The organism is Candidatus Symbiopectobacterium endolongispinus (genome assembly GCF_018777385.1).
In the GTDB taxonomy this organism is placed as follows: domain Bacteria; phylum Pseudomonadota; class Gammaproteobacteria; order Enterobacterales; family Enterobacteriaceae; genus Symbiopectobacterium; species Symbiopectobacterium endolongispinus.
Map to the genome: position 1 here is coordinate 15,237 of NZ_JAFJYB010000005.1, position 24,638 is coordinate 39,874.

Annotated in this window: 16 protein-coding genes, 2 tRNA genes, 3 rRNA genes and 3 pseudogenes; 13 read left to right on the forward strand and 11 right to left on the reverse strand. The window is 53.9% G+C overall.

Annotated elements, in window-relative coordinates:
• Nucleotides 1–4: 4 nt before the first annotated feature.
• Together JZM30_RS18935 and JZM30_RS18940 are read right to left on the reverse strand one after the other, a co-directional pair.
• A complete protein-coding gene (locus JZM30_RS18935) occupies nucleotides 5–1,252 on the reverse strand; it encodes a sensor histidine kinase (RefSeq protein ID WP_252320676.1) in 1,248 nt (415 codons plus the stop codon).
• A gap of 205 nt (nucleotides 1,253–1,457) precedes the next feature.
• Nucleotides 1,458–1,646: a YjiS-like domain-containing protein gene (locus tag JZM30_RS18940; protein WP_252320678.1), complete on the reverse strand. Its 189-nt coding sequence runs from the start codon at nucleotides 1,644–1,646 to the stop codon at nucleotides 1,458–1,460.
• A 175-nt stretch (nucleotides 1,647–1,821) separates the two neighbouring features.
• Between JZM30_RS18940 and JZM30_RS18945 the strand changes: the two are divergent.
• Nucleotides 1,822–3,255: pseudogene (locus tag JZM30_RS18945) on the forward strand (aminotransferase-like domain-containing protein).
• Between the two features lie 194 nt (nucleotides 3,256–3,449).
• Here JZM30_RS18945 and thiH read toward each other — a convergent pair.
• The 7 genes and pseudogenes from thiH to rsd form a co-directional block, all read right to left on the reverse strand.
• Entirely contained in the window at nucleotides 3,450–4,598 is a 1,149-nt protein-coding gene (gene thiH, locus JZM30_RS18950) for a 2-iminoacetate synthase ThiH (RefSeq protein WP_252320680.1), read from the reverse strand.
• On the reverse strand, nucleotides 4,595–5,380 hold the full coding sequence (locus tag JZM30_RS18955; protein WP_252320682.1) for a thiazole synthase: 786 nt from the start codon (nucleotides 5,378–5,380) through the stop codon (nucleotides 4,595–4,597). Before JZM30_RS18955 ends, thiH begins: the two co-directional genes overlap by 4 nt.
• A 1-nt stretch (nucleotide 5,381) precedes the next feature.
• On the reverse strand, nucleotides 5,382–5,582 hold the full coding sequence (gene thiS, locus JZM30_RS18960) for a sulfur carrier protein ThiS (RefSeq protein WP_252320684.1): 201 nt from the start codon (nucleotides 5,580–5,582) through the stop codon (nucleotides 5,382–5,384).
• A complete protein-coding gene (locus JZM30_RS18965; protein WP_252320915.1) occupies nucleotides 5,579–6,346 on the reverse strand; it encodes a HesA/MoeB/ThiF family protein in 768 nt (255 codons plus the stop codon). The genes thiS and JZM30_RS18965 overlap by 4 nt, the downstream gene beginning before the upstream one ends.
• The gene (thiE, locus tag JZM30_RS18970; RefSeq protein WP_252320917.1) at nucleotides 6,339–6,983 is read right to left on the reverse strand and encodes a thiamine phosphate synthase; all 645 of its coding nucleotides are present in this window, start codon (nucleotides 6,981–6,983) and stop codon (nucleotides 6,339–6,341) included. Before thiE ends, JZM30_RS18965 begins: the two co-directional genes overlap by 8 nt.
• Nucleotides 6,984–8,939, reverse strand: a pseudogene (gene thiC / locus JZM30_RS18975) (phosphomethylpyrimidine synthase ThiC); the annotation flags it as partial.
• A 374-nt stretch (nucleotides 8,940–9,313) separates the two neighbouring features.
• A complete protein-coding gene (rsd, locus tag JZM30_RS18980; protein ID WP_252320686.1) occupies nucleotides 9,314–9,778 on the reverse strand; it encodes a sigma D regulator in 465 nt (154 codons plus the stop codon).
• Between the two features lie 130 nt (nucleotides 9,779–9,908).
• Between rsd and nudC the strand changes: the two genes are divergently transcribed.
• The 6 genes and pseudogenes from nudC to JZM30_RS19010 all read left to right on the forward strand — a co-directional run bounded on the left by nudC (nucleotide 9,909) and on the right by JZM30_RS19010 (nucleotide 14,389).
• Nucleotides 9,909–10,667 carry an NAD(+) diphosphatase gene (nudC, locus tag JZM30_RS18985; protein WP_252320688.1) on the forward strand — a complete coding sequence of 253 codons (759 nt, stop codon included), beginning with the start codon at nucleotides 9,909–9,911 and terminating at the stop codon, nucleotides 10,665–10,667.
• Nucleotides 10,668–10,748: 81 nt separating this feature from the next.
• The gene (gene hemE, locus JZM30_RS18990; protein WP_252320690.1) at nucleotides 10,749–11,813 is read left to right on the forward strand and encodes a uroporphyrinogen decarboxylase; all 1,065 of its coding nucleotides are present in this window, start codon (nucleotides 10,749–10,751) and stop codon (nucleotides 11,811–11,813) included.
• 38 nt (nucleotides 11,814–11,851) lie between these two features.
• On the forward strand, nucleotides 11,852–12,529 hold the full coding sequence (gene nfi / locus JZM30_RS18995; protein WP_252320692.1) for a deoxyribonuclease V: 678 nt from the start codon (nucleotides 11,852–11,854) through the stop codon (nucleotides 12,527–12,529).
• 95 nt (nucleotides 12,530–12,624) lie between these two features.
• A pseudogene (locus tag JZM30_RS19000) lies at nucleotides 12,625–13,194 on the forward strand (YjaG family protein).
• A gap of 199 nt (nucleotides 13,195–13,393) precedes the next feature.
• A complete protein-coding gene (gene hupA / locus JZM30_RS19005) occupies nucleotides 13,394–13,666 on the forward strand; it encodes a nucleoid-associated protein HU-alpha (RefSeq protein ID WP_252320694.1) in 273 nt (90 codons plus the stop codon).
• Between the two features lie 72 nt (nucleotides 13,667–13,738).
• Nucleotides 13,739–14,389, forward strand: coding sequence for a DUF1481 domain-containing protein (locus tag JZM30_RS19010; RefSeq protein WP_252320696.1), 651 nt, complete (start codon nucleotides 13,739–13,741; stop codon nucleotides 14,387–14,389).
• A 164-nt stretch (nucleotides 14,390–14,553) separates the two neighbouring features.
• Here the strand turns inward: JZM30_RS19010 and purD are convergent, their stop codons facing one another.
• Both purD and purH read right to left on the reverse strand, forming a co-directional pair.
• Nucleotides 14,554–15,843 carry a phosphoribosylamine--glycine ligase gene (gene purD, locus JZM30_RS19015; RefSeq protein ID WP_252320698.1) on the reverse strand — a complete coding sequence of 430 codons (1,290 nt, stop codon included), beginning with the start codon at nucleotides 15,841–15,843 and terminating at the stop codon, nucleotides 14,554–14,556.
• Nucleotides 15,844–15,860: 17 nt separating this feature from the next.
• Complete coding sequence (gene purH / locus JZM30_RS19020; RefSeq protein WP_252320700.1) at nucleotides 15,861–17,447, reverse strand: bifunctional phosphoribosylaminoimidazolecarboxamide formyltransferase/IMP cyclohydrolase; 1,587 nt, start codon at nucleotides 17,445–17,447, stop codon at nucleotides 15,861–15,863.
• Nucleotides 17,448–18,053: 606 nt separating this feature from the next.
• Between purH and JZM30_RS19025 the strand changes: the two genes are divergently transcribed.
• The 6 genes from JZM30_RS19025 (at nucleotide 18,054) to ytfQ (ending at nucleotide 24,612) form a co-directional block, all read left to right on the forward strand.
• Nucleotides 18,054–19,595 (forward strand): 16S ribosomal RNA (locus tag JZM30_RS19025).
• A 75-nt stretch (nucleotides 19,596–19,670) separates the two neighbouring features.
• A tRNA-OTHER gene (locus JZM30_RS19030) sits at nucleotides 19,671–19,746 on the forward strand.
• Nucleotides 19,747–19,849: 103 nt separating this feature from the next.
• Nucleotides 19,850–19,925, forward strand: a tRNA-Ala gene (locus JZM30_RS19035).
• A gap of 162 nt (nucleotides 19,926–20,087) precedes the next feature.
• Nucleotides 20,088–22,992 (forward strand): 23S ribosomal RNA (locus JZM30_RS19040).
• Between the two features lie 188 nt (nucleotides 22,993–23,180).
• Nucleotides 23,181–23,296 (forward strand): 5S ribosomal RNA (gene rrf / locus JZM30_RS19045).
• The 16S, 23S and 5S rRNA genes sit together here with 2 tRNA genes alongside, the layout of an rRNA operon.
• A gap of 359 nt (nucleotides 23,297–23,655) precedes the next feature.
• The gene (gene ytfQ / locus JZM30_RS19050; RefSeq protein ID WP_252320702.1) at nucleotides 23,656–24,612 is read left to right on the forward strand and encodes a galactofuranose ABC transporter, galactofuranose-binding protein YtfQ; all 957 of its coding nucleotides are present in this window, start codon (nucleotides 23,656–23,658) and stop codon (nucleotides 24,610–24,612) included.
• Nucleotides 24,613–24,638: the final 26 nt, after the last annotated feature.

Genomic DNA, 24,638 nt, shown 5'->3' on the forward strand with positions numbered 1-24,638 from the left:
CCTGTCATCGGCCCTGCTCCTCTGCATTGAAAGGGAACCACAGTGTGAATCGGGCACCACTGCCAGCGACATTTTCTACGCTGATATCGCCGTTCAGACCCTGAACCAAGGTTTGGGTCAGCGCCATCCCGAGCCCTAATCCCCCCTGTCGGGTGGTGAAAAAGGGCAGAAAGACATTTTGTAGCGCCTGATCAGATAACCCCGGCCCGCCGTCCGTGAGGGTCAGTGTAATGCCCTTTTCCGTTGGCTGCGCGGCGATCTCAACCCAGGCCGATGTTGGCGCGTTACTTTGCTGCGCCTGGATCGCATTGAGCAATAGGTTATGCAGAATTTGCTCAACCCACTGCGGCGCGGCGAGAAACGGCGGCAGATCGTCGGGGATGTGGTTGATAATTTTCACTTTCCCGGCCTGCCACTCATTTTCCAGCAGCATCAGCACCCGTGACCAGACCTGCTTCAGACCAACCGGTTGTAAGGGAACATGGTCGCTGTGCATTTTTTGGCGTAAATCGGTGAGCAGGGCGCTGATGCGCTTGGTTTGCACGACGTAGGCGTCGAGCAGAGGGGCGATCTCCGCGCTCCTTTCTTGTTTCATCAAACTCAGGGCGGTTTGGTTATAACTCAGAATCGCAGTAAGCGGCTGATTCAGCTCATGTACCATACCGGCGGTAATCTCCCCCATGGTGTTGAGCCGGGTGAGTTCGGAAAACTGCGCACGTAAATCCGCCAGCACGCGTTGACGTTTATACATCAGATAGCGGCTGACAAACTCTACGACGATTACCCAGAGCAGGGCAAACAACAGTATGCTGATCCAAGGCAGATGACGCCAGTCGGGATCGTTTCCTGCCGAAAGCTCAAACGGCTGCGAATCGCCCACCAGCGCTTTATGCCACAGCCAGTAAGGCGTTGTCGTTGCATCACCAAGCACCACCAGAGGGGGGTCATGCAAGTACAAACTCAGGGTACGGAATGCATTACTCTGCGGCAGTATACTGAGTACCTGCTTGAGGTCGATCAGCAACGAGACGTGTTGGCCGTTTAGCCAATAGGTGCCATTGCCCGCCAGTTGCGGCTCGGTAGCACTGTATTCCGGTGAGCGTGTTTTTAAGATAATAATTTGGGGAAACGCTTTTTTGACCCTCTCGGGATCGCTGACGGCGGAAAGCAGCGTCAGGATGACATCATGCTGAGAGAGTTTGAGTGCCACATCACGATTAAAGGATACGGAACTCGGCGCTGTGTTCTTCATACTGCTGTTGCAGCGTATGAATGCTCAGAGCAAGAGCGGATAGGGCCGTCAAGAGTAACCAAATGGCGAACTTACGCATGATGATGTCATTCGGGTTGAGTTAACGCCATGCGCATGGCTGAGAGAGTAACGCCGGGACATAGAACCATACTGGATAGATGTTGTAAACCCGACCGCACTCAACCCGTCCTGTCGGAACCTCTGTTTAGCGAAAGCGATCGACATCGTGAGCAGTGAGGCCGATGTCTTTGAGCTGAGCATCATTGAGTCGACGCAGTTCGCGCAGTGTGGTGCGGCGTTTTAGCCAGTTACACCACCACCGAAACGGGGTACGGATTGTGATATCAATACTCCGTGCTATTGCTGTTTTACAACCGCTTCTCCACTGGCTCATTGCGCTCTCCTTCTCCTCAAGATACTGTTTATGATGAAGGTGAACACGATGAGGATACAGCCTCAGAAAATCTCTTTTTCAAGCATACAGATCGCGCCATATTGCAACTGAATGGCCTGTTTTGCCTCTATCTGTACTGGTTTTTTCGCTGACACATGGTGCAACAATGATACTTATGACGCGTTACCAGCATCTCGCAGCGCTTTTGGCGCAGCGCATTGAACAGGGGTTGTACCAAACCGGTGAGCGTCTGCCCTCGGTGCGCACGCTTAGTCAGGAACATGGCGTGAGCATCAGCACCGTACAGCAGGCCTACCATGTGCTGGAATCCCAACAGCTTATTTTGCCGCAGCCTCGTTTTGGCTATTACGTTGCACCGCGCAAGGCGCATCCGCCGGTGCCTGGCTTAACCCGTCCTGCGCAGCGTCCGGTAGAAATCAGCTAATGGGACTCAGTGCGAGAGCTGTTCAACCCCAATCCGGAACGTAACCTGTACAACCTGGGCGGTGGTGGGCCGGATGTCAGCCAGTCTTCGATTAAACCTTTATGGAAATCCCTGACGCGCTTTTGTCAGCGACAAGACCTGCGGGTATTGAATTACGGTAATATGTATGGCGCACCGGAACTGCGCGAGCAAATTGCGCGATTGGCGCTGGACAGTGATTGCCAACTGACGGCAGAAGATATCGTGATCACCACTGGCTGCCAGGAGGCGTTGTTCACCGCATTGCGTTCCCTGTGTCGGGAAGGGGATATTGTGGCGGTGGAGTCACCCACCTTTCCCAGTACGCTGCAAACGTTGCGTGGTTTGGGGATAAAAGTGGTGGAAATCCCCACCGATGCTGTGACGGGCATCAGCCTGGAAGCCTTGCAGCTGGCGCTGGAGCAGTGGCCGATAAAAGCGGTTATGCTGGTGCCAAGTTGCAATAACCCGCTCGGTTTTTATATGCCGGATGCACGCAAGAAGGCGCTGATCGTGCTGGCACAGCAGTTTGATATTGCCATCATTGAAGATGACGCTTACGGCGAGTTGGCGTATGAATATCCGCGACCGCGCACCATCAAATCCTTTGATAACGATGGCAGAGTGCTGCTGTGCAGCTCATTTTCCAAGAGTTTGGCTCCTGGGTTGCGTGTGGGATGGATTGCACCCGGACGCTATCTGGAGCGCGTGCTACACACCAAATACACCAGCACGGGCTATGCCGTTACCCATACCCAGTTAGCCGTGGCAGAGTTTATCCGTCAGGGCCACTATCAGCCCCACGTGCGTCGGATGCGTACCTATTATAAAAGCAATCTCGATGCGTTCACCTGCTGGGTGCGGCGCTATTTCCCCTGCGGAATCTGTGTTAGCCGACCGCAAGGCGGATTTCTGATGTGGATTGAGTTTCCTGAAACCTTCGATACGTTGCGGCTGAATAGCTTGCTACGTCAGTCCGGTATTCAGATAGCCTCTGGCTCGTTGTTCTCTGCGTCCGGCAAATACCGCAACTGTATGCGCGTGCACTACGGTCTGCCGTTAACCGGTGAGATGCAGCAGATGCTACGCGTGATTGGCGAGCAGGCAGAACACCTGCTGCATGAAGATACGGTGAGCGACCACTAGGTGTATGTCGAAGAAGGGCCGATACAGGGCGACAGCGCCACCCTGTATCGGCAGCGGGGGTAAAACCGAATGGAACAATTCGGTTTTGGTCGACGCATCGAGGTCGTCAACATCATCACTTTACGTAGCGAACGATAAACAGAGGGTGCATGGTTTGGCCGTTTTATCGCCGAATAGTGGCATTATTCGCCCCTTTATCCAGCGTTATGTTGATGATGCGACTGCCTTCCCAAATACCCATCCCAGTCTTTCCATACCGGTTGCAGGCCGGCCTGTGCGACAGCCTGTGCGACGGCTTCCGGGCGGCGATTATCATGGGGGGAAAATTGCTCCAATTCGGAACGATCGTCTGCATAGCCTCCCGGCTGCGTTTTGGAAAATGCACTGACGCTGTTGATGGCAATAGGCACCACGTTATCGCGAAAATAGGGGGATTCTCGGGTAGATAACGACAATTCCACGTCGGGTGCCAGCAGACGGAACGCGCAAATCACTTGCAGTAATTGCGCTTCGTCCATGATCGACGCGGGTGTGATGCCGCCCGCACAGGGCCGCAGGCGCGGAAACGAGATGGAGTAACGGCTCTGCCAGTAGGTTTGCTGCAAATACAGCAAGTGTTCCGCCACCATATAGCAATCGGTGCGCCAACTGTGCGATAAGCCAATCAACGCGCCGAGTCCGATCTTGTCGATCCCGGCGCTGCCCAAGCGATCCGGTGTGTCCAGGCGCCAATGAAAATCCTGCTTGTTGCCGCGCAGGTGATGTTGCTGATAGGTCACCGGATGGTAGGTTTCCTGATAGACCATCACGCCGTCCAGCCCCAGCCATTTCAGCTCGGCGTAATCCTCTTGCGCCATCGGTTGCACTTCCATCATTAGCGCGCTGAAGTGTGGCCGAATCAGTGGCAACATGTCGCGAAAATAATCCATGCCAACTTTACGTTGATGTTCCCCCGTTATCAGCAGCAGGTTGTCAAACCCCAGCGCTTTGATGGCGGCAATCTCGCGCAGGATTTCCTCTTGGTTCAAGGTTTTGCGCTTGATGTGGTTGCTCATGGAGAAACCACAGTAGGTGCAGTCATTGGCGCACAGGTTTGACAGGTAGAGCGGAACATAAAAGCCCACGGTATTACCGAAGCGTTGCCGGGTAAGCTGCTGAGCCCGTGCAGCCAGCGGTTCCAGATAGTGCCGCGCTACCGGGGAAAGCAGTGCCATCATATCGTCACGAGAGAGCGTGGTTGCGGTGAGAGCCAGTTCCACATCGTGGGCGGTTTTGCTATTGATATCGAGAGTGATGGAATCCCAATCGAGCTGTTCCCAGCGGGTACGAAAAGCGCGCGTCATGATTGCGCCTCCGACGTTATCTGATGAAGAAAGCCGGTCAGCGGGCTGGTGGCGCTCGCCACGTGCTGGCGTTGGCCTAACCCGGCCTGGCGTGCCCGTTCGCCCGCTTCTACCGCTAAACGAAAGGCGTGGGCCATCTGCACCGGGTCGCGCGCCACGGCAATAGCCGTGTTAACCAGCACCGCATCGGCCCCCATCTCCAGCGCCTCGGTGGCGTGACTGGGTGCACCAATACCTGCGTCAACCACGACGGGTACCGTAGCCTGTTCAATAATGATGCGTAAGAAATCGCGAGTTTGCAGTCCCTGATTGGAGCCGATGGGCGCACCCAACGGCATCACGGCGGCGCAACCCGCCTCTTCCAGTCGCTTGCACAGCACCGGGTCCGAGCCGCAGTAAGGCAGCACCACAAAACCCTCTTTGACCAGGCGCTCAGCGGCGCGCAGGGTTTCAATCGGGTCGGGCAACAGGTATTTGGCATCGGGGTGAATTTCCAGTTTGAGCCAGTGCGTGCCCAGCGCTTCGCGAGCCAGCCGTGCAGCGAACACGGCTTCATCTGCGGTTTTCGCCCCTGAAGTGTTGGGCAACAGTTTCACACTAAGCTGCTTGAGCGGTGCGAAAATGGCGTCATTACCGGTTTTCAGGTCAACACGTTTCATGGCCAGCGTGACTAACTGAGAGCCCGACGCCTGCAACGCCGCATGCATCAGTTCGGCGGTAGCGAATTTACCTGTTCCGGTTAATAACCGGGAAGAAAAGCGAGTATCGGCAATCTGCAACATATCAACCCCCTGCGATAGCCTGAAAAAGAAGAATATCGTCGCCTGAGCAAACGGGTCGTGTCGCCCATTCGTCACGCGGCACAATGGTCTGGTTTATCGCCAGCGCCGTACCGGGCTGTAAGCGACCCAACCCCGCCAGTAGGGTTTCCACCGTGGTGCCTTCATCGCACGCCATGGCGGTGTCGTTCAGCATTATGTTCATGCCGCGATACCCTTACAGATCGGGCAGCACGCCGAGCGACTTAACTGAAAGGTTTGCCAGCTCTGTTGCTTGCCATCAAACAGGCGCAGCTTGCCGCTGAGTGCGGAAGGCAACTCCGCCAGTAGCTTGATGGCTTCCAGCGCCTGAAGTGTGCCGATGACCCCGACCACCGGGCCGAGTACCCCGGCGGTGCGGCAGTTGCGTTGCGGTTCTGTCGCTTCTGGATAGAGACAGGCGTAACAGCCGTGCGGATAGGGGGGCGTTAGCACCAGCAACTGTCCGCTAAAACCAACCGCACTGCCGCTGACCAGAGGCGTTTGCTGCTGAACGCAAGCGGCGTTCACCGCGTGGCGCGTGGTCATGTTGTCACTGCAATCCAGCACCAGATCGGCCTGTTGAACGGCGCTGAGTAGTGTTTCTCCCGCCAGACGCTCAGTGAGCGTTACCACTTCGGTTAACGGGTTGAGTGCCAAGAGCTGCTGTTTGGCGAGCGTGGCTTTGGGGCGAGAAATATCCTGCGTGCGGTAGAGGATTTGCCGTTGTAGATTGGAAATATGCAATTGGTCGTCATCGGCGATCGTCAAGCTGCCGACCCCTGCGGCAGCGAGATAGAGCGCGGCGGGCGCGCCTAGCCCACCCATACCGACCAGCAGCACGCGAGATTTTTTCAGCCTTTCTTGTCCTTCCGGGCCGATATCTTCCAGCAGCAATTGACGGCTGTAGCGTAAGAACTCTTGATCGCTCAGTGCCGGATCGTTAAGCATCATGACCCTCCTGATTTTCAATCAGGCTAAGCAGGGTGGCAGTGGCCTGGCGCCAGTCGGCGGCCTGCGTGATTGCGCTGACCACTGCAATACTGCCGACGCCGGTAGCCAGCACGCTCGGCACGCGGTCAATACTGATGCCGCCGATGGCCACGGTAGGGAAACGCCCTTGTAGCGAGTCAATGTGACGCTTCAATTCGCTCACGCCCTGCGGAGCGGAGGGCATCTCTTTGGTTTGTGTCGGGAAGATATGCCCGAGGGCGATATAAGACGGTTTGAGCGCTACGGCGCGAGCCAGTTCCACGTCGTCGTGGGTTGAAATCCCCAAACGTAGCCCCGCATTGCGGATCGCCTCCAGATCGGCGCTATCCAGATCCTCCTGACCCAAATGCACGCCGTATGCCCGATGTTTGACGGCCAGTTGCCAAAAATCGTTAATAAACAAGCGTGCCTTATAATCCTGCCCGAGCGCGATGGCCTGCATGATGGCGGTCTCAGCTTGTTCTGCGGTTTTGTCCTTAATGCGTAACTGGATGGTTTTTACGCCAGCACTGAGCAGGCGCTCGATCCAGGTTACACTGTCCACTACCGGATAAAGTCCGAGCAGGGGTGCGGTCGCGGGAAATGCCAGATTCATTTGGCTTCCTTCCCCGAGCAGCGTCGTGGCACTGTGGTAGAGCTCGCTGCCGCGCGCTCGGAACTGGGCCGACATCTCTGCCATGCCGACTTCTATCGGCTGCGCTTCCACGGCAGGGGCGGGATTTTTCGCCGCGTATTCACGCACTTCCTGCGAAATTTTCATCGAGCAGAATTTGGGGCCGCACATGGAACAGAAGTGTGCAACTTTGCCGGATTCTTGCGGCAGGGTTTCATCGTGATAGGCGCGTGCGGTTGTCGGGTCGAGCGCCAGATTGAACTGGTCTTCCCAACGAAACTCAAAGCGTGCTTTGGACATGGCGTTATCGCGGATCTGCGCACCGGGATGTCCTTTCGCCAAATCGGCTGCATGTGCGGCGATCTTGTAGGTGATAAGCCCCTGCTTCACATCCTCTTTGTTGGGCAGCCCAAGGTGTTCTTTCGGTGTAACGTAGCAGAGCATGGCGCAACCGAACCAGCCAATCATCGCGGCCCCAATACCGGAAGTGAAGTGGTCATAGCCGGGGGCGATATCGGTGGTCAGCGGCCCCAATGTATAGAACGGCGCTTCGTGGCAGTGCTCCAACTCTTCGGTCATGTTGCGGCGAATCATCTGCATCGGCACATGCCCTGGCCCTTCAATCATCACTTGCACGTCATACTCCCAGGCGATTTTGGTCAGCTCACCCAAGGTATGCAGCTCGGCAAACTGTGCCTGATCGTTGGCATCCTGAATGGAGCCGGGACGCAAGCCATCGCCCAGCGACAGGGCAACATCGTAGGTTGCACAAATCTCGCAGATTTCACGGAAGTGGACGTAAAGGAAGTTCTCCTGATGGTGCGACAGGCACCACTTCGCCATGATGGAGCCGCCGCGCGACACGATGCCGATCAGGCGCTGTGCGGTCATTGGCACATAGCGCAGCAGTACCCCCGCGTGAATGGTGAAGTAATCAACCCCTTGCTCTGCTTGCTCAAGCAGCGTATCGCGGAACATTTCCCACGTGAGGTTTTCCGCCACACCATTGACCTTCTCCAGCGCCTGATAAATAGGAACGGTGCCAATTGGTACCGGGCTGTTGCGCAGTATCCACTCGCGGGTTTCGTGAATATAGCGTCCGGTGGAGAGATCCATCACCGTATCGGCCCCCCACAGCGTGGACCAGACCAGTTTTTCCACCTCTTCCTCGATAGACGAGGTGACCGCCGAGTTGCCGATGTTAGCGTTCACCTTGACCAGAAAATTGCGCCCGATAATCATCGGTTCAGATTCGGGGTGATTGATGTTGGACGGGATGATGGCACGGCCTGCGGCGACTTCCTGGCGCACAAATTCCGGGGTGATGTTGTCCGGCAGGATCGCGCCAAAGCTTTGTCCTGGGTGCTGGTGGCGCAACACTTCGCTGCGAATGCGCTCACGTCCCATGTTCTCGCGGATGGCGATAAACTCCATTTCCGGCGTGATGATCCCTTGGCGCGCATAGTGCAACTGCGTGACGCACTTGCCTGACTGGGCGCGTTTGGGCTGCGGTAACTGTTCAAAGCGCAGGTGATCTAACCCTGCATCCGCCAATCGCTGCTGGGTAAAACGGGAACTGACGCCAGAAAGTGGCTCGGTGTCGTTACGTTCAGCAATCCAATCGGCACGCAGTTTGACCAACCCGGTACGCACGTCCGGCCGTGCGTCGGGATCGCCATACGGTCCCGCCGTGTCATACACCGGCACGGCTTCGTTAGGTTCATAGCGAGGATTGTCTTTGTCGCCACCTAACAGCGTTGGGCTAAGGGCGATTTCCCGCATCGGCACACGGATATCACTGCGCGACCCAGTAAGATAGATACGCGTGGAGTTAGGGAAGGCGGTGCCGCGCAAGTTATGAATAAACGCCTCGGCGGCTTCGCGCTTTTCGCGACGGCCAGACGGGGTTTTTGACGTTGTAGCGGGTGATTGAGACATAGCATGTTCCTGATTATGGTTAAGGAAAAATGCTTATCTGGAGCTCGCAGGGAGTAATTATGGTTGCCTTGGCCACGATTTTACGCGCTATGCCGGTAACAACATGGCGGTGATAACGGTGACAAAACAGAATGGATTACTCTTGTTCCCTTCGCAGGTTTTAACCTGATCAGGTTCCGCGGATCCCGAATAAACGGCCTAAGCCTGCGGCTTATGTAGGACATAAACACGCTAGGCACTCTGACAAGATACGCCCGATATTCAGCACAGCGGCTGTTTACCAAGCAATAACCCCATTACCATGAGGTTAATAAAACGCTAACACTTTAGGACGTCTGAGAGATACTGTCAAAATATAAGGTGGGGCGATGGTGTTATTCTTTATCAATGACCAGACGAATCAGCCGATCTTCCAGAGAAAAGCGTTCCGCCATGGCTTCGCCGACGCTTGACAGCGCCTGCTGAAACTCAATGCAGTTGTCGTGATCGATGGCGGTCGCCAGACTGCTGTCGTAGAAATCCATAATGAATTGCGTGTTGGCCTTTAACGCCAGAGCCAGACTGTGCGTTTGCGCCAGCTTTTGATCGCTCAGTGCGACTGCCTCTTGCAAGATGCGCTCATAGACATGGAAATGGCAGGCGGAAAGATAGTCCACAAGGTTGTGGCAAAAATCATCCAGTGCCTGCTCATCGAGCGGGGTGTGTTTATCTTTGTTTGGCTTAATGCCGACCAGATGGTAATAGGCAATCAGAAGTTGCTTGCGCGCTTGTAGCCATTGGTCGATTAACGCATTATTGCCACCAACGTACTCAGTCAGACTTTGTAATTGGTTTAACATTGTTGACTCCGTGCATTGATAAGAAAGAACAATCGGTGACGATGGAATTCTGCCATATCCCTGACAGTTAAAATGCCAGTGAAGTGTCTGTGGAGCAATAGAAAAGATATGGAACAAACATTAAAAGGTGATGAGCATGGATGGTGGATGGTGGGTGGTCAGCCATGATAGTCAAGTGTGGCTACCCGAAGGGAAGCTCCCGCATGGCACGGCGGCGCAGTGCGGATTGGAAGGCATTGTTGGACGCCAGATAGGGGAGTGGCACGGGGAGTGCGTGTGGCTGGTCAGTCACCAGAAAACGTCGCAGATGGATTCTGTACGCCAACTGCTGGATGAAGACGTGGCGCTGTTTCAACTGGCAGGACGCGGTGTACAACTGGCCGAGTTTTATCGTTCGCACCAGTTTTGCGGCTATTGCGGGCAGAAAATGGTGCACAGCAAAACGGAGCTGGCGTGCTTGTGTCCGCAGTGTAAAGAGCGGTATTACCCACAAATCGCCCCGTGTGTGATCGTGGCGATCCGGCGTGGCGAAGAGATCTTGCTGGCGCAGCACCAGCGTCACCGCGGCAATATGTATACCGTGCTGGCAGGGTTCGTGGAAGTGGGAGAAACGCTCGAACAGGCAGTCGCCCGTGAAGTGATGGAAGAGAGCAATATTCGTATTAAAAATCTGCGCTACATCAGCTCACAGCCTTGGCCGTTCCCGCATTCGCTGATGATGGCATTCATGGCGGAGTATGCCGACGGTGACCTGCGCCACGATCCCAAAGAGCTCAGATATGCCGGTTGGTTCCGCTACGATCAACTGCCGATTCTCCCGCCGCCGGGTACGGTCGCGCGACGTTTGATTGAAGACACTGCGGTACTGTGTCGCGCTGGGCAGGAATAGCGTCGTTGGCGTGCTACACTTCGCGCCAATCGTTTCGTTATCGCGTTTTGACCATCTCTCAGGATGACAAAAGGACACCGCATGCCAGACCTGAAAAATGATCGCTATCTGCGCGCGTTACTGCGCCAACCCGTTGATGTTACGCCGGTATGGATGATGCGCCAGGCAGGCCGCTATCTGCCAGAGTACAAAGCAACGCGCACACAAGCGGGTGATTTTATGTCGCTGTGCAAAAATCCAGAGCTGGCTTGTGAAGTTACGCTACAACCGCTTCGGCGCTATGCGCTGGATGCCGCCATCCTGTTTTCCGATATTCTTACCGTGCCGGATGCCATGGGGTTGGGACTCTATTTCGAAACTGGGGAAGGACCGCGCTTTACACATCCGGTTCGAACCGCTGCGGATGTGGCGCGGTTGCCAGTTCTCGATCCTGAACAGGATCTGGGCTACGTGATGGATGCGGTTCGCACCATTCGCCGCGAACTGGCCGGTGCGGTGCCATTGATCGGTTTTTCCGGCAGCCCCTGGACGCTGGCAACCTATATGGTGGAAGGCGGCAGCAGTAAAGCGTTTACGGTTATCAAGAAAATGCTGTTTGCTGAGCCACAGACGCTCCACTTGCTGCTGGATAAGCTGGCTGACAGTGTGATTCTGTATTTGAATGCGCAGATCAAGGCCGGTGCGCGATCGGTGATGATTTTCGACACCTGGGGCGGAGCGTTGAGCGGGCGCTATTACCGTGAGTTTTCACTGCACTACATGCACAAAATTGTGGACGGTTTGCTGCGTGAGCATGAGGGGCGGCGCGTACCGGTGACGCTGTTTACCAAAGGCGGCGGTCAGTGGCTGGAAGCGATGGCCGCGACAGGGTGCGATGCGCTGGGTCTGGATTGGACCACGGATATCGGTGAGGCGCGGATGCGGGTTGGGGACAAGGTGGCGCTGCAAGGCAATATGGACCCGTCAATGCTCTATGCGCCACCCGCGCGTATCGAGCAAGAAGTTGAGACGATTTTGACCGCGTTCGGCCAGGGGAATGGCCACGTGTTCAATTTGGGACACGGGGTTCATCAGGATGTGCCACCGGAACATGCCGGTGCCTTTGTGGATGCGGTGCACCGGTTGTCGCGTCCGTTCCATCAATAATCGCCATCATCAAGATTGGACGCGCCTTAAGGAGTAGGGTGATGGATACGCAAGCATTGAAAGCGGAGCAGAAACGGCGGGCGCAGGAGATCGTGCATGTTGACAGCCTGCCCTTTGTAGAGCCCAGGTTTATTGGCGGGGCTGATGTCGGGTTCGAGCAAGAGGGCACGGTGACGCGGGCGGCGATTGCGATATTGCACTACCCTTCACTTCAGCTGGTTGAGTACCAGATTGCCCGTATCCCGACGGTAATGCCCTATGTGCCGGGGTTGCTCTCTTTTAGTGAGTGTCCTGGCTTGTTGGCCGCGTGGGAACAGTTGGTACAGAAGCCTGATTTGCTGTTTGTTGACGGTCACGGTATTTCACATCCCAGGCGGTTGGACGTTGCCAGCCATTTTGGGTTATTGGTGGATGTCACGACCATTGGCGTGGCTAAAAAACGGCTGTGTGGTCAGAGTGCCCCGCTTTCTGAAGCAGCCGGCAGCCAAAGCGCGCTGATGGACCATGACGAACAGATTGGCTGGGTGTGGCGTAGCAAGGCACGCTTTAATCCGCTGTTTATCTCAACCGGCCATCGAGTGAGCCTGAACAGCGCGCTGATGTGGGTGAAACGCTGCCAGCAGGGCTATCGTTTACCCGAACCCACGCGTTGGGCGGACGCCGTCGCCTCACAACGGCCAGCCTTTCAACGCTGGCTGCGTGAAAATCCGCAGTAATGCAGGCGGGATGCGGTAAGTTTAAGAATTCAGGCATAGGGCAAGGCAAAATTTTCAGGTACACTGCCTGCCATTAAAAATAATGAGCGTCGACGATGTTACGTAATCCTATTCACCTGCGGCTGGAGAAGCTGGAAAGCTGGCAGCACGTGACTTTTATGGCTTGCCTTTGCGAGCGGATGTATCCGAACTATTATGAATTCTGCCGCCAGACCGAGTTTGGTGATGCGCAACTGTATCGCCGCATCCTCGATCTGGTGTGGGAAGTGCTGGTGGTGAAAGAGGCCAAGGTCAATTTCGACAGCCAGTTGGAGAAATGGGAAGACGCTATTCCCTCCGCGGATGATTACGATTTATACGGTGTCTATCCGGCCATTGACGCATGCATTGGATTGGGTGAACTGATTCATTCGCAACTGAGTGGTGCCACGCTCGAGCATGCGATTGCTATTAGCGAAACCTCCATTCGCACGGTAGTGATGCTGGAAATGACACAAGCTGGCCGTGAAATGACGGACGAAGAACTCTACACGTTGTCCGCGATCTAAGAAGAATGGGACATTCAGTGGGAGATTTTTCGGTTGCTGGCGGCATGTGAAGAGCGTGATTTGGAATTGATTAAAGGGCTGCGCGCCGACCTGCGGGAAGCAGCAATATTGGCATAAATTTAGGCCAATAAGGCGATAAAACGTGATTTAAGGCCCTAAATGACAAGTTGAAGGGCTTCACATCCGCCCACTGTCTGGTCTACATTTGGGGGGCGTAAAAAAGTGGCTGTCGGTGCGTGTATGCAGGAGAGTGCTTTTGAGCATATCCGCCGCACTCGATGCTAAGCAAGCGATAAACACACTGTAAGGATAACTTATGAATAAGACTCAACTGATTGATGTGATTGCAGACAAAGCTGACCTGTCCAAGGCTCAGGCTAAAACAGCGTTAGAAGCCACTCTGGCCACGGTAACTGAGTCTCTGAAAGCAGGCAATGCAGTACAATTAGTGGGTTTTGGTACGTTTAAAGTGAACCATCGTAACGAGCGCACTGGCCGCAACCCGCAAACGGGTAAAGAAATCAAAATCGCTGCGGCGAATGTCCCGGCATTTGTTGCGGGCAAAGCACTGAAAGACGCTGTTAAATAAGCGAATGCCAGTGAAGGATTCAAGCAAAGTGGCGTTAGCGCCCCTTTGCTTTTGTGGCGCAGGTTGGGCTCGGTGGCTATCGCCGGATTGATCACCGCCTGTTCCAGCCATTCACCACCGCCAACGACCTTCGCCACTGGCTATGTAGGCGATCGTGCGGTGGTGCGCGTGTGGCGCAAGGATGACAGCCAACAACACAGCACGCAGTTAGTGACGCTCTCCAATGCGTTGCAGGATGATAACCTGTGGCCCAATCTGCACGGGGTGGAAACGCGTTACCTGTTTGTTCAAGACCATCTGCGTGAAATAAAGCGCAGTTATCGTGGTGCCCATCCGGAAAGCCTCCATCTTCGTTTTGCTGACGATGGCACGGTGAGCTTTATGCAACGGCAACTCGACGATCGGCGTGAAAGCGTGTCTGACGATGAGATAGCGCTGTTTCAGTTTGATGCCAAGCGGGTGCTGGAACTCAGCGAGGTGTTACGCACTGGCAGTGTGAAACTGCGTCAAGGGGTGCTACAGGGCAATCGCGTGCTCACCTGTGATGGGCAGAATGTCAGCCCTGATTTTGATCTGCTCTCGCTGAGATGGATAGCGGAACAGCGGCAGCATCGCCCCGATGTCACGCTGCGCGTGGCGTGGTTGGATGCCCCTGCGGGAACGCAACTGCTGCTGGTGACTGAGGAAGACTTGTGCCAGTGGAAGCCGTTTGCCAGCGAGTAGGGTTAAATCTACCCGTCATTCCCGCCTACTTCTTGTCGTTCTGCATACTCTTTGTCATTACCGCGTAGGCGGGAATCTCTCACAGGCTAAATGCGTTTCTTCTGCCAGAGGTCCCCGGCCTACGCCGAGGACGACGAAGGGGCATACCACCTATCACTCCCGCATTATTGCTTTTGCTCACGAGCAATGGCGCGGTAGCCGATATCATTGCGGTAGAAACTGCCGTTCCAGCGGATATCTTTGGCAACCTCATACGCTTTCTGCTGCGCCAGTGCGACAGTGCTACCCAAGGCGGTCACGCACAGCACGCGCCCACCGCTGGTGACTACGTCATCGCCACGCAGTGCGGTGCCAGACTGAAACACTTTGCTGTCTTCCGCTTCTTCCTTTAGTAAGCCGCTGATGACATCGCCGGAAGCGTAGTCACCTGGGTAACCGTCTGCTGCAATCACCACGCCCAGCGCCGGGCGCCCATCCCAGACGGACGTTGTCTGATCCAGCTTGCCTTCACAGGCTGCCAGACACATCTCCACCAGATCCGAGCGCAGGCGCATCATGATCGGTTGCGTTTCCGGATCGCCAAAGCGGCAGTTAAATTCGATCACATTAGGCTGGCCCGCGTCATCGATCATCAACCCGGCATAAAGGAAACCGGTATAGGTGTTTCCCTCAGCCTTCATGCCGCGTACTGTTGGCCAAATCACCTGATCCATCACGCGTTGGTGGATCCCATCGGTCACCACCGGTGCAGGAGAGTATGCGCCCATACCGCCCGTGTTCGGGCCGGTGTCCTTGTCACCCACACGTTTGTGGTCCTGGCTGGTGGCCATTGGCAATACGTTATCGCCGTCGACCATGACGATAAAGCTGGCCTCTTCCCCTTCCAGAAACTCTTCGATGACGATGCGGTGCCCGGCATCACCAAACGCATTGCCTGCCAGCATATCCTGAACCGCATTTTCTGCTTCTTCCAGCGTCATGGCAACAATAACGCCTTTGCCTGCCGCCAGGCCGTCAGCCTTGATCACGATAGGCGCACCGTGCTTACGCACATAGGCCAGTGCAGGCTCAACCTCGGTGAAATTCTGGTAGAACGCGGTGGGGATCTGCTGGCGCGCCAGGAAGTCTTTGGTAAAGGCCTTGGAGACTTCCAATTGTGCAGCAGCTTGAGTCGGGCCAAAAATCGTCAGACCCGCAGCACGGAAAGCATCAACCACACCAATCACCAGCGGTGCTTCCGGACCAACGATCGTCAAACCAATCTGTTTTTCCTGGGCAAAAGTAACCAGCGCTGGAATATCGGTAGCGGAGATCGCCACGTTTTGCAGCGCAGGCTCGCGTGCCGTACCCGCATTACCTGGCGCGACATAGACATTATCTGCCAGCGGCGACTGGGCGGCTTTCCACGCCAGCGCGTGTTCGCGCCCGCCATTACCAATGATTAAAATGTTCATCTGTGCCATATCCTGAATTAGTGGCGGAAATGGCGCATGTCGGTGAAGATCATGGCAATGCCGTGTTCGTTAGCGGCGGTGATAACCTCGTCATCACGAATGGAGCCCCCCGACTGAATCACACAGGTAATGCCAACGGCGGCGGCATCGATACCGTCACGGAACGGGAAGAACGCATCAGAGGCCATTACGGAGCCTTCAACCTGCAATCCTTCGTCACCGGCTTTAATTCCCGCGATTTTTGCGGAATAGACGCGGCTCATCTGTCCTGCACCGATGCCGACAGTCATATTATCACGGGCATAGACGATGGCATTGGATTTGACGAACTTCGCGACTTTCCAGCAGAACAGTGCATCGCGCAGTTCGGTTTCTGTCGGTTGACGCTCTGTGACAACGCGCAGTTGACCCGCATCAACCATGCCCAGATCGCGATCCTGTACCAGCAGGCCACCGTTGACGCGTTTGAAATCCAGCCCGGAAACGCGTTGCTGCCATTGGCCGCAAATGAGGACGCGCACGTTCTGTTTTGCCGCTGTTACTTTCAAGGCTGCTGCACTGGCTGAGGGCGCGATGATCACTTCTACAAACTGACGACTGATGATCGCTTGCGCGGTTGCTTCGTCCAATTCGCGGTTAAATGCGATGATGCCGCCAAATGCAGAGGTGGGGTCGGTTTTGTAGGCGCGCTCGTAGGCCGCCAGAATCGACTCGCCAATAGCAACGCCACAGGGGTTGGCGTGTTTCACGATGACGCATGCTGGTTCGGCGAACTCTTTTACGCACTCCAGTGCCGCATCGGTGTCGGCAATATTGTTGTAAGACAGCGCTTTACCCTGCAACTGTTCTGCTGTCGCAACAGAGGCATCTTTCAGCGTCTCTTCAATATAGAAGGCGGCCTGCTGATGGCTGTTCTCGCCGTAACGCATGTCCTGCTTCTTGATGAAGTTCAGGTTCAGCGTGCGCGGGAAGTGGCCGGCCGGCTTATCTGTCTCTCCGTGGTAAGGAGGAACCATCGTGCCAAAGTAATTGGCAATCATGCTGTCGTAGGCCGCGGTATGTTCAAAGGCTTTAATCGCCAGATTGAAGCGGGTTTCCAACGTCATGGAACGCGCATTGGCATCCATTTCGTTGATGATGTCAGTGTAGTCACTGCTTTTTACCACGATAGCGACATCTTTATGGTTCTTGGCGGCGGAACGCACCATGGTCGGGCCGCCAATATCGATATTTTCGACGGCATCAGCCAGTGAACAATCGGGGCGGGCCACCGTTTGCGCGAAGGGATACAGGTTTACCACCACCATATCGATGGGGCTGATGTCATGTTCTGCCATGATGGCGTCATCCGTGCCGCGACGACCCAGGATCCCGCCGTGTACTTTTGGGTGCAGGGTTTTAACGCGACCATCCATCATCTCTGGGAAGCCCGTATAGTCGGACACTTCAGTGACGGGTAAGCCCGCATCAGCCAACAGGCGGGCAGTACCGCCAGTGGAAAGCAGCTCCACACCACGTTGAGAAAGCGCCTGAGCAAATTCAACAATACCGGCTTTGTCAGAAACGCTGAGTAAAGCGCGGCGGATAGGACGAGGTTGTGACATGGTGATGTATCCCTTGGCTTTGGATAGGTATAAAAGAACAGTATATGAATGAAGTTTTGCTGTTTTTATCTTTATCTGGATAAAACCGCATTCCTATTCTGTTCTTGTGCGGTAATTTTGCGCGGGAGAATTGTAGCGAAAACGTTTGCGTGATGCTCGTCTAATTTTAGGGAGAATCTCATTTGTGGATAACGTTGTGCAAAAGTGGGTATAAAGCGGGGTTTTGCTGTGGAATTCAGCAAACAGTCAATTTTATTCAAAATACCTATTGCAGGCTGCGCGGAACTCCCTACACTGCGCCTCCACTGACACGGCAACAGCGACACGCAGTTGCGGTAACAGTCGGAAAGTTAAACGCGAAATTGAAAAATTAACGTTGACTTTTCAGCGGTGCAGCGTAATATACGCCTCCCGCGCCACGGTAGATGTGGCAACGCTCTTTAACAATTAATCAGACAATCTGTGTGGGCACTCACAGGACTTTATCGTAAAGCCTTAGGGCTTAAAAAATAAAAGTCTTGAAGAGTGAACAACAGTTAATTCATTACGAACTAACAGTAATAATTCTTTGAGCATCGCTTCTCGAGCAGAAGCAAATCAAACTTTAAATTGAAGAGTTTGATCATGGCTCAGATTGAACGCTGGCGGCAGGCCTAACACATGCAAGTCGAGCGGTAGCACAGGAGAGCTTGCTCTCCGGGTGACGAGCGGCGGACGGGTGAGTAATGTCTGGGAAACTGCCTGATGGAGGGGGATAACTACTGGAAACGGTAGCTAATACCGCATAACGTCGCAAGACCAAAGTGGGGGACCTTCGGGCCTCACGTCATCAGATGTGCCCAGATGGGATTAGCTAGTAGGTGGGGTAACGGCTCACCTAGGCGACGATCCCTAGCTGGTCTGAGAGGATGACCAGCCACACTGGAACTGAGACACGGTCCAGACTCCTACGGGAGGCAGCAGTGGGGAATATTGCACAATGGGCGCAAGCCTGATGCAGCCATGCCGCGTGTGTGAAGAAGGCCTTCGGGTTGTAAAGCACTTTCAGCGAGGAGGAAGGCAGTAAGGTTAATAACCTTGCTGATTGACGTTACTCGCAGAAGAAGCACCGGCTAACTCCGTGCCAGCAGCCGCGGTAATACGGAGGGTGCAAGCGTTAATCGGAATGACTGGGCGTAAAGCGCACGCAGGCGGTTTGTTAAGTTGGATGTGAAATCCCCGGGCTTAACCTGGGAACTGCATTCAAAACTGGCAAGCTAGAGTCTCGTAGAGGGGGGTAGAATTCCAGGTGTAGCGGTGAAATGCGTAGAGATCTGGAGGAATACCGGTGGCGAAGGCGGCCCCCTGGACGAAGACTGACGCTCAGGTGCGAAAGCGTGGGGAGCAAACAGGATTAGATACCCTGGTAGTCCACGCTGTAAACGATGTCGATTTGGAGGTTGTGCCCTTGAGGCGTGGCTTCCGGAGCTAACGCGTTAAATCGACCGCCTGGGGAGTACGGCCGCAAGGTTAAAACTCAAATGAATTGACGGGGGCCCGCACAAGCGGTGGAGCATGTGGTTTAATTCGATGCAACGCGAAGAACCTTACCTACTCTTGACATCCAGAGAACTTGGTAGAGATGCCTTGGTGCCTTCGGGAACTCTGAGACAGGTGCTGCATGGCTGTCGTCAGCTCGTGTTGTGAAATGTTGGGTTAAGTCCCGCAACGAGCGCAACCCTTATCCTTTGTTGCCAGCGATTCGGTCGGGAACTCAAAGGAGACTGCCAGTGATAAACTGGAGGAAGGTGGGGATGACGTCAAGTCATCATGGCCCTTACGAGTAGGGCTACACACGTGCTACAATGGCGTATACAAAGAGAAGCGACCTCGCGAGAGCAAGCGGACCTCATAAAGTACGTCGTAGTCCGGATTGGAGTCTGCAACTCGACTCCATGAAGTCGGAATCGCTAGTAATCGTAGATCAGAATGCTACGGTGAATACGTTCCCGGGCCTTGTACACACCGCCCGTCACACCATGGGAGTGGGTTGCAAAAGAAGTAGGTAGCTTAACCTTCGGGAGGGCGCTTACCACTTTGTGATTCATGACTGGGGTGAAGTCGTAACAAGGTAACCGTAGGGGAACCTGCGGTTGGATCACCTCCTTACCTAATGATACTGATTCTGTGAAGTGTTCACACAGATTGTCTGATGAAAGAAATCGAGCGGTTAGAAGACCTTATAGGCTTGTAGCTCAGGTGGTTAGAGCGCACCCTGATAAGGGTGAGGTCGGTGGTTCAAGTCCACTCAGGCCTACCAAAATCGTTCTCAATGCTGCATTGCTCGCCCACTCGCATACTGATGTATGCTTCGCGAACTCGCGCCTTGCTGAGAGCGATTTGGCAAAGGTTTACTATTCGATGGGGCTATAGCTCAGCTGGGAGAGCGCCTGCTTTGCACGCAGGAGGTCTGCGGTTCGATCCCGCATAGCTCCACCATTTACCGTCTTGATACCCAATACTTCAGAGTGTACTGTTTGACAGTATGCTGCGAAGTATTTTGCTCTTTAACAAGCTGAAAATTGAAACGAGCAATAGTGGCTCACTACCAATATTGTGATTCTCTCAAGCTTTCACACCCGAGACATTTTCGGGTTGTGAGGTTAAGTGAATAAGCGTACACGGTGGATGCCTAGGCAGTCAGAGGCGATGAAGGGCGTGCTAATCTGCGAAAAGCGTCGGTAAGCTGATATGAAGCGTTACAACCGACGATACCCGAATGGGGAAACCCAGTGCAATTCGTTGCACTATCATGTCATGAATACATAGTGGCATGAGGCGAACCGGGGGAACTGAAACATCTCAGTACCCCGAGGAAAAGAAATCAACCGAGATTCCCCCAGTAGCGGCGAGCGAACGGGGAAGAGCCCAGAGTCTGAATCAGCTTGTGTGTCAGTGGAAGCGTCTGAAAAGTCGCACAGTAAAGGGTGATAGTCCCGTACACGAAGATGCACAGGTTGTGAGTTCGATGAGTAGGGCGGGACACGTGTTATCCTGTCTGAATATGGGGGGACCATCCTCCAAGGCTAAATACTCCTGACTGACCGATAGTGAACCAGTACCGTGAGGGAAAGGCGAAAAGAACCCCGGCGAGGGGAGTGAAATAGAACCTGAAACCGTGTACGTACAAGCAGTGGGAGCATCCTTAGGGGTGTGACTGCGTACCTTTTGTATAATGGGTCAGCGACTTATATTCTGTAGCAAGGTTAACCGCATAGGGGAGCCGTAGGGAAACCGAGTCTTAACTGGGCGTTAAGTTGCAGGGTATAGACCCGAAACCCGGTGATCTAGCCATGGGCAGGTTGAAGGTTGGGTAACACTAACTGGAGGACCGAACCGACTAATGTTGAAAAATTAGCGGATGACTTGTGGCTGGGGGTGAAAGGCCAATCAAACCGGGAGATAGCTGGTTCTCCCCGAAAGCTATTTAGGTAGCGCCTCGTGAATTCATCTTCGGGGGTAGAGCACTGTTTCGGCTAGGGGGTCATCCCGACTTACCAACCCGATGCAAACTACGAATACCGAAGAATGTTATCACGGGAGACACACGGCGGGTGCTAACGTTCGTCGTGAAGAGGGAAACAACCCAGACCGCCAGCTAAGGTCCCAAAGTCACGGTTAAGTGGGAAACGATGTGGGAAGGCATAGACAGTCAGGATGTTGGCTTAGAAGCAGCCATCATTTAAAGAAAGCGTAATAGCTCACTGGTCGAGTCGGCCTGCGCGGAAGATGTAACAGGGCTAAACCATGCACCGAAGCTGCGGCAGCGACACTTAGGTGTTGTTGGGTAGGGGAGCGTTCTGTAAGCCGTTGAAGGTGAACTGTGAGGTTTGCTGGAGGTATCAGAAGTGCGAATGCTGACATAAGTAACGATAAAGCGGGTGAAAAGCCCGCTCGCCGGAAGACCAAGGGTTCCTGTCCAACGTTAATCGGGGCAGGGTGAGTCGACCCCTAAGGCGAGGCCGAAAGGCGTAGTCGATGGGAAACAGGTTAATATTCCTGTACTTGGTGTTACTGCGAAGGGGGGACGGAGAAGGCTATGTCATCCGGGCGACGGTTGTCCCGGTTTAAGCGTGTAGGTGTGACTTTGGTAAATCCGGGTCACTGTTAACACTGAGGCGTGATGACGAGGTACTACGATACTGAAGTGACAGATGCCAAGCTTCCAGGAAAAGCCTCTAAGCATCAGGTAACATTGAATCGTACCCCAAACCGACACAGGTGGTCAGGTAGAGAATACCAAGGCGCTTGAGAGAACTCGGGTGAAGGAACTAGGCAAAATGGTGCCGTAACTTCGGGAGAAGGCACGCTGTGCGAGGTGTAGGGATTTACTCCTGAAGCTTTGCGCAGTCGCAGATACCAGCTGGCTGCAACTGTTTAATAAAAACACAGTACTGTGCAAACACGAAAGTGGACGTATACGGTGTGACGCCTGCCCGGTGCTGGAAGGTTAATTGATGGGGTTATCCGTAAGGAGAAGCTCTTGATCGAAGCCCCAGTAAACGGCGGCCGTAACTATAACGGTCCTAAGGTAGCGAAATTCCTTGTCGGGTAAGTTCCGACCTGCACGAATGGCGTAATGATGGCCAGGCTGTCTCCACCCGAGACTCAGTGAAATTGAACTCGCTGTGAAGATGCAGTGTACCCGCGGCAAGACGGAAAGACCCCGTGAACCTTTACTATAGCTTGACACTGAACCTTGAGCCTTGATGTGTAGGATAGGTGGGAGGCTTTGAAGCGTGGACGCCAGTCTGCATGGAGCCAACCTTGAAATACCACCCTTTAATGTTTGATGTTCTAACCTGGGTCCGTAATCCGGACTGGGGACAGTGTCTGGTGGGTAGTTTGACTGGGGCGGTCTCCTCCCAAAGAGTAACGGAGGAGCACGAAGGTTAGCTAATCCTGGTCGGACATCAGGAGGTTAGTGCAAAGGCATAAGCTAGCTTGACTGCGAGAGTGACGGCTCGAGCAGGTACGAAAGTAGGTCTTAGTGATCCGGTGGTTCTGAATGGAAGGGCCATCGCTCAACGGATAAAAGGTACTCCGGGGATAACAGGCTGATACCGCCCAAGAGTTCATATCGACGGCGGTGTTTGGCACCTCGATGTCGGCTCATCACATCCTGGGGCTGAAGTAGGTCCCAAGGGTATGGCTGTTCGCCATTTAAAGTGGTACGCGAGCTGGGTTTAGAACGTCGTGAGACAGTTCGGTCCCTATCTGCCGTGGGCGTTGGAGAATTGAGGGGGGTTACTCCTAGTACGAGAGGACCGGAGTGAACGCACCACTGGTGTTCGGGTTGTCATGCCAATGGCATTGCCCGGTAGCTACGTGCGGAAGAGATAAGTGCTGAAAGCATCTAAGCACGAAACTTGCCCCGAGATGAGTTCTCCCTTGTCCCTAGAGGACGCTGAAAGGCCGTTAAAGACGACGACGTAAATAGGCTGGGTGTGTAAGTGCAGCGATGCATTGAGCTAACCAGTACTAATGACCTGTGAGGCTTAACCTTACAACGCCGAAGATGTTTTGGTGTTGATTGAGAGACAAAATCGTCTGGAACGATTTTGAACAGCGCGGAGCGCTGGCCCCGAAGGGGTGAGTATCAGGATGATACGAATAATCACGTGCTCGAGAAGTTCAGCTTGTTGACAGATTGGCATTCATGGCTGAGAAGCGGTGGATGTAAAACAGAATATGCCTGGCGGCGATAGCGCGGTGGTCCCACCTGACCCCATGTCGAACTCAGAAGTGAAACGCCGTAGCGCCGATGGTAGTGTGGGGCTTCCCCATGTGAGAGTAGGGAACTGCCAGGCTTTTAATATAGCGAAGGGGCTGTCCGAAAGGACAGCCCTTTTTGCTGTGCGTGGTTTTTAGCGTAACCGTAACGCGCAAATAATCCCATACCGTTTATATGCATTAATTTGCCCCTCCTCATGTGTTTAAACGCCTGAAAATGGCTGAATGAATTAGCTTTAATTATGTACAAACCTATCTTAATACCAGGTTGTGAGCTTGCTCATCCCGCTTCGTCACTATTTCGACTAAAACAGATAAGCCCTGATAAAAAATGCCAGGTGCATGTCGTGTCTCTGTACAACCTGCACGCATTGACGTGGGGTTAAAACCTGCAAACAAGCCAAAAAGCTGTCGGCTGCTCATAAAGGAGTAGATTATGTACAGGCGTTTACTGGTCGCAATGGCTGTCGCTACAGCATTATGTGGCGCAACACAGGCTTCGGCGCTCACCGTGGGATTTTCTCAAATCGGTTCCGAGTCGGGATGGCGCTCTGCTGAAACCAAAGTCTCTAAACAGGAAGCAGAAAAACGGGGTATCACCTTAAAAATCGCGGATGCGCAACAGAAACAAGAAAACCAGATCAAAGCAGTAAGATCGTTTATCACACAAGGCGTTGATGCCATTTTTATCGCGCCCGTGGTTGCAACGAGTTGGACGCCAGTACTTCAGGAAGCCAAGGAAGCAAAAATACCGGTATTCCTGCTGGACCGTATGATCGATGTTAACGATCCCTCTTTGTATACCGCTGCGGTTGCTTCTGGCAGCGTCTACGAAGGTAAGGTGGCTGCCGAATGGCTGCTGAAGGATGTGGCTGGTCAGCCCTGTAACGTTGTTGAGCTGCAAGGCACGGTGGGATCGAGCGTTGCAATAAACCGCAAAAAAGGGTTTGTTGACGGCATCGCTGCTTCTCCGAATGTGAAGATCATACGCTCTCAATCAGGCGATTTTACCCGCAGCAAGGGTAAAGAGGTGATGGAAAGCTTCATCAAAGCGGAGCAGAACGGCAAGAATATCTGCGCGGTTTATGCCCATAACGATGATATGGCGATCTGTGCCATTCAGGCCATTAAAGAGGCCGGATTAAAACCGGGCTCGCAAATTAAAGTGGTTTCTATAGATGCTGTTACCGATATTTTTAAAGCAATGATCGACGGTGAAGCCAATGCCACAGTAGAGCTGACGCCAAATATGGCTGGCCCGGCATTTGATGCGTTAATTGCCTTGAAAAAAGAAGGAAAGCAGCCACAGAAATTTATTCAGACTGAATCAAGATTATTATTGCCGGATACGGCGCCAGCGGAATACCAATCCAAAAAAGACCTCGGTTATTAAGCCTGATAACGATGGCGTGCAATGCG